This window comes from Streptomyces phaeoluteigriseus, from assembly GCF_001896135.2.
Taxonomy (GTDB): domain Bacteria; phylum Actinomycetota; class Actinomycetes; order Streptomycetales; family Streptomycetaceae; genus Streptomyces; species Streptomyces phaeoluteigriseus.
The window spans coordinates 1-5,225 of sequence record NZ_MPOH02000039.1; the positions used below are offsets into that span (position 1 = coordinate 1).

Consider the following 5,225-nt stretch of genomic DNA (forward strand, 5'->3'; position numbering starts at 1 on the left):
GCCTGGCTGGAGACCGGCTACCGGATCGCCCAGGCCGAGGACGACCGCGTCGCCATCGCCCGTATCCTCGCCGACCCATCCATCAGCCCGGCCCTGCGCGGGGCAGCCAACGCCGCCCTCGACGACAACACACCCCAAGCACTGCGCCACTTCCTGGAAGTCGGCAGGTACCAGGTCGCCTGACCGGCACGGCGCCGCACCACAGCGCGTCGCCCGGGTGGCACGCCCCTCCGGAGCCAAGGCGGGTTTCGCCGCCAAGGCGCTGAAGGCCTCCGCATGATGGGCCGGGGCGTCAATGGAGCGTACTGGCTGGCGGAGTGCTCGCCGGAGGGATCATGTAGGAGGAAATGTGTACCCACAGGCAGCGGCGATAACAGACAACTGGCCGGCAACCATCGTCATGTTGCTCCTCGGAGGCGCTGTCGTGGCATTCTTCCTGATCAAGGGGAAGGAGAGGTAGAAAACACCTCGCACGTTGCTGCTGCCGCCCCTGCTGCGCGGGGCGGCAGCCGCGCAGCCGCGGCGGCCGGCTGGTCTTCCACGTCTTCGCAGCCCTCGCCGAGTTCAGCCGCGAACTCATCGTCATCGGCACGAACGAGGGCTTGACCGCCTGACCGTCCGACGGCCCCGGGGGGACCGGGGCGTCGGCCTAAGCACTCAGTGGTTGGGTTGCTGGCCTCCCCGTTGCGACCCCCCTTCGACCATGCCCTGGCTGGAGTTGAGGATGGAGGGCGGGCGGGATGGGCGGCGCGGACGCCCGGGGATCGGGGCGCGCTCAGCCGGTTGCGCGTCGGTCGGCAGGGGAGAGGTCGGGGCGGGCACGGTGCCAGCGTGCGGGATGCCGCCACCGGCCGGAGGCATCGCGGGCGACGTCGACGCCGACTTCCACCACCAGCTCGGGTTCGACCAGCGTGACGTTCAGTTTTTCCTGGCTGCCCCACCCGGCGGAGAACGACCAGCCTGTCCACGGGTGACCGCGCCGCCCCGCAGCGAGCAGACCGGCCACCGCAGCACCTGCCGCCTGGGCGAGGGTGGTGGTGCGCCCGACGTACTGAAAGCGTCCTTCGATGTCGTACCTGCCGAGCAGCAGCGTGCGGGGAACGGCCAGAGAGCCGGTGATCGCGCCGACGATCGCCTCGCTCGTCTCGCGGATCTGCTGGTGAAGTAGGAGTATTCCGACGCTGCGCTATGCATGGTCGTTCCTGGCTTCGCGTGCCGCGCTCCCGGGCTGGGTCTGATCTCGTCCGGCACATGCGGGGCCGGAGCCGGATCACCGGGGCGCCTTGAGGTAGAAGCAAGTCGACTGAAACGGGCTGAGGTTCGATGCACTGTCGCTCGAAGTGCGTAGAGCGCATACGCCTCAGCGAAACCAGCCGGGGCAAACGTGGGCTTCGGGCGGGCGAAGCAACCGGGGTTGCCAACCGACTGCCTCGCCGGCCGTCGGCCTGCCTGCTCACTCCGGTGGGCCGGTGGCCGGATCGTGGTGGCGCGTGATCAGGGCCCGGTCTTCCGCCGATATGAGGGCGTGCACCAAGGGTCGGTGGGATGCCAGCGTATGGGAGAGTGCATCGAAGACGGTCACCGGCAATGGTTGTGCCCTCTCGCTGTCACCGAACATGAGCTGGATGAGCTGTGCCAGAAACTGCAGGACGTCGTCGTGTGCGTCGTCGGGGACGCGTCCCCTGTCCTGGCTGAAGGCCGTGAGAAGGGCGTGCACGGCCGACACCAGATGGGGGTGGCGCATGTCCATCAGCAGCCGCGTTCCCTGGAGCGCCCGGTCGTAGAGATCGCCGAGTTGCCTGTCGCTCATGGTCGTGCGATCGGCCAGCAGCAGTTCGAGCAGGTCGTGGGCGAGCGATGAGGCCGGAGCACCGTCGACCGGACTGAATATGGTCACGGCCTGGCCGAGCCAACGGAATACCGGGTCCAGGGCATGCCGCATCACCGAATCATTGGTTCCGCCGGACACAGCCGTTTTGTGCCACAGCTCGTCCCAGTACGACCGTGACCAGCCTGGGCCTCCGCTGCCTCGCGGGTAGCGGAAGTGCCAGTTCATGTCGAGGGGCTGTGGTGGGGTGCCTGGCTCGGACCTAAGCGATATCTCCAGGGACCGGCCCTCGCCGTCCCACGTGTGATGCACGTCGAGGGACAGAGCGAAGTCCGTCCATTGGCTCTCGTTCATCGCTGAGCGCCACAGCAGGCAGTGCCGGTGCCAGGCACCCTGCGGGTCCGCGGAGCCCGGGAACAGCTCGGCGGCGGAGCAGCGCTCGGCGAGTAGCACCGTCAGGAGCACGAGATTGGAACCGTACAGGCCGTGGCGTGTCGTCGTGCGCAGCAGGGCGGGCCGGTAGGCCGGGTGCTGGTCACCGGTGCGCGTCGTGTGCTGGGTCAGAACCTGGATGAGGGTCCGAGTCAGGCGGCGCCGTTCCGCCATGGACAGCCTGCCGGTCAGCGACCGGGCGAAGCGCAGCATCTGCCGGGACGCCAGGGAGGTGTAGGAAAGCAGTGCGTAGGCGAGGTCGTCGTCGATGCGGGTGTCGCCGAGCGAGAGCGCGGGGCGGGGTGCGAGCAGGTCGGTGAGCAGGTGCAGGGTGAGGCGTACGGCCAGATACTCGCCGAAGGTCGCGTGCAGGAACTCGTAGGTGGCGAGTACCTGGCCGTCCCGCACTGACTGGGCTCGCTGGACGAAGAAGAAGCGGCCGAGCGCCGTTTCGGCGGCGGTGAGCGGGGTGCGGAATCCCGGTGGCCGCACCGGCTGCCTGCCCAGTACGGCGGTGAGGTCCTGCTCGAGTTCGTCGGCCGACACCCACTGGCGACCCCGGTTCAGCTGGGCGAAGGCCACGAGCGACAGGCGTTGCAGTTCCTGCTCGACGAGGGCGGCCGTGTCTTCGTCGGAGGCGGCGTGGAGTGTCGTCTTGCCGACCTCGCGCCGGGCGAAGGAGGACAACAGCTGCTCGTACAACTCGGTGACGTCGAAGTCGTCGTCGGCGCGCCGCAGAGCACCCTCGGCAGCGTCGTAGAGCGCGAGCATCGTCAACAGCAGTGGCTGGGAGGCGAGTTCGGCGTGCCGCTCGAGGTGCTGCCAAGTGAGCGGGCCGCGGTCGTGCGCCGGGAGTCCGGCCATGTTGGCCTCGTTCCACACGGCCAGCCAGGTCGTGATCTGCTCGGCGCGGAAGGGCTCCAGGCGCAGGACGACCATGCCGGTGGGGTATCGGGCGCGGTCGGCCACGGAGGTCCGGCTCGTCACCAAGGCCAGCACGGGCCGCCCCTGGTCCGCCTCACGCCGCTGGAACTGGGACACGCGCTCCAGGAAGTTGGTTTGGTGGACGCCGGTCGTCTGCAGCAACTCGTCGAAGCCGTCCAGGAGCAGAACAGGAGTACTGCCACCTGCCGCGCGCACCAGTTCCGGCCAGCTGACCCGTTCGCCGGTGCAGGCGCGGATCGCCTGTTCGATTTGGTCCTGCAGTTCGTCCTCCACCCGGACGTCCCGCAGCGGCACGCGCACGGGGAGAAAACCGACGGAGGGGAGCTGTGCGGCGAGCACCCGGGTGAGGACGGATTTGCCGGCACCGGGCTGGCCCAGGATCAGCAGGGGTGCCTCGGCGAGCTGAGGAGAGGTGAGGGCCCCTGCCAGGTAGCGGGTGAGGTCTCGGCGGAGGGGCAGTCGCCCCCACCACTCGTGGTCGGCCGGTGCGGCCTGCCCGGAAACGGCACTGACGCGGAAGTCCGGGTCGAGGTAGAGGTCCTGAAGGGTGGGAATCCTGATGCCGTCCGGCGCCGACGCGGCGTCCAGCACAGGGTGCGCGAGCGCCGCCCGGTGAGCGCGCGCCAGCGCGGAGGCCACGTCGACCGGCGGGCGCAGCGCCTCGGTGGTGCGGGTGAGGAGAGTCTCGATCCCGGACAGGGCACGGCCGACGTCTGTGTGGATCGCCTGCTGCGCCACATGTGTGACCCAGAAACCGAATTCGGGTGCCTCCTTGGCGAGCTCGACGTACAGGCTCTGGTATCGGTCATGCGCCGCGCGCGGCAGGTCATCCATGAGAGCCGCATGGGCCCGAAGGCGCCGCAACGCGTCCATGTGCTCCCAGAGGGCAAGGCCTTCGAGGAAGGCGCAGAACCTGCGGGCGTAGTCCGCGTAACGGGCGAGCAGCATCGCGGTGAGCGCCGAGGCGGGTATGTGCGGTGCCGGGCAGGGCAGGTCCGTGGCGAGCAGCAGCGACACCAGGTCCGGCGTCTGCGGGGTCGAGCCCGATTCGGTTTGGGCGAGGGCGAGTTGCTCGTCCCGGGTCAACCGCACCTCGGCGAGGGTGAACGGAAGCCCCAACTCCTCCATCGCCTCGAAGAAGGCCACCACGACGATGACCGTGTGCGCCGCGCGCAGCACATCGGTCCGCTCCGCACGCCCCTGGGTACGGTCCAGACGGGCGCCGACGCCGCGGATCGCCTCGCGTCCGAGGCCGAGGATGCGTCCGTTGGCGTCGGCCATGCCGATCACCGTGCCGCTGACCCCGGCGGTCGCCAGATTCAACGCCCCACCGAGCGCCCGATCCAACGCCGCCAGCCTCGGCGGCTCGGCACCGAGAAGCACCAGAGCGTCGGCGAACGCCAGGAGTCTGCGTGCCACCATGTCCCTCACTTCCGCATTTCTACAGGCGCGGCCCGAGGGCGACGCTATCGCGCGCTGGTGGTCCCGTCGGTATGATTCGAAGGACGCGGAGGACCGCGAAGCCGCACGCACCTGGTCGTGTCGGTGCCCGCGATGCGCAGCAGGTCGAACGCGACGAAGTGAGCGGGCCACTGTTCGGCGAGCCGGGCCGAGCTAACGCCGCGCCGCTGCAAACGTCCCTGGAGCCTCTCGAAGGCGAGCCGTCCGCAGTCCCACGCCACCAGCTCCCCGTCCAGCGCGGTCGCGTCCGGCAGCTGCGCGGTACCGGAACACACCTCGGGGAAGGAAGGGACGAAGTCCGTGCCCTTGCGGGAGCGCAGCACCAGGCGCCCGGCATCCAGGGAGAGCAGTGCCCGCCATCCGTCCCACTTCACCTCGGTGGCCCACCCCGGGAGCAGAGCGGGATCGGGCACGGAGGCAGCGAGCATCGGCTCCGGCAGTGTCCACATGAGGTCATGCCTTCCAGGGGAGCGCTCAGCCCTCTTAGAGGTCCTAACAGAAGTTGTTGATCAAGTGACCGTCGGCTTGTTCGCTCGTTGGTCGGGGCGTGGGGAAACGT

General features: G+C 69.3%; 4 protein-coding genes. 1 reads left to right on the forward strand and 3 read right to left on the reverse strand.

The features are described from left to right. The coding region (locus tag BM536_RS37370) for an ALF repeat-containing protein (protein ID WP_211363018.1) at positions 1-183 on the forward strand (183 nt) is incomplete at its 5' end. A gap of 592 nt (positions 184-775) precedes the next feature. Here BM536_RS37370 and BM536_RS37375 read toward each other — a convergent pair. From BM536_RS37375 to BM536_RS37385, 3 genes are all read right to left on the reverse strand, one after another. After that, a complete protein-coding gene (locus tag BM536_RS37375) occupies positions 776-1,108 on the reverse strand; it encodes an ATP dependent DNA ligase (RefSeq protein ID WP_342748883.1) in 333 nt (110 codons plus the stop codon). A 345-nt stretch (positions 1,109-1,453) separates the two neighbouring features. Continuing rightward, the gene (locus BM536_RS37380; protein ID WP_073499841.1) at positions 1,454-4,627 is read right to left on the reverse strand and encodes an NACHT domain-containing protein; all 3,174 of its coding nucleotides are present in this window, start codon (positions 4,625-4,627) and stop codon (positions 1,454-1,456) included. 44 nt (positions 4,628-4,671) lie between these two features. After that, positions 4,672-5,115, reverse strand: a complete 444-nt coding sequence (locus BM536_RS37385; RefSeq protein WP_079275286.1) for an ATP-dependent DNA ligase — start codon at positions 5,113-5,115, stop codon at positions 4,672-4,674. Positions 5,116-5,225 lie beyond the last annotated feature (110 nt).

Bases quoted from the DNA above. Each gene is read 5' to 3' on its own strand.
- BM536_RS37380 (WP_073499841.1), bottom strand. From the start codon at position 4,627: ATGGTGGCACGCAGACTCCTGGCGTTCGCCGACGCTCTGGTGCTTCTC.
- BM536_RS37385 (WP_079275286.1), bottom strand. From the start codon at position 5,115: ATGTGGACACTGCCGGAGCCGATGCTCGCTGCCTCCGTGCCCGATCCC.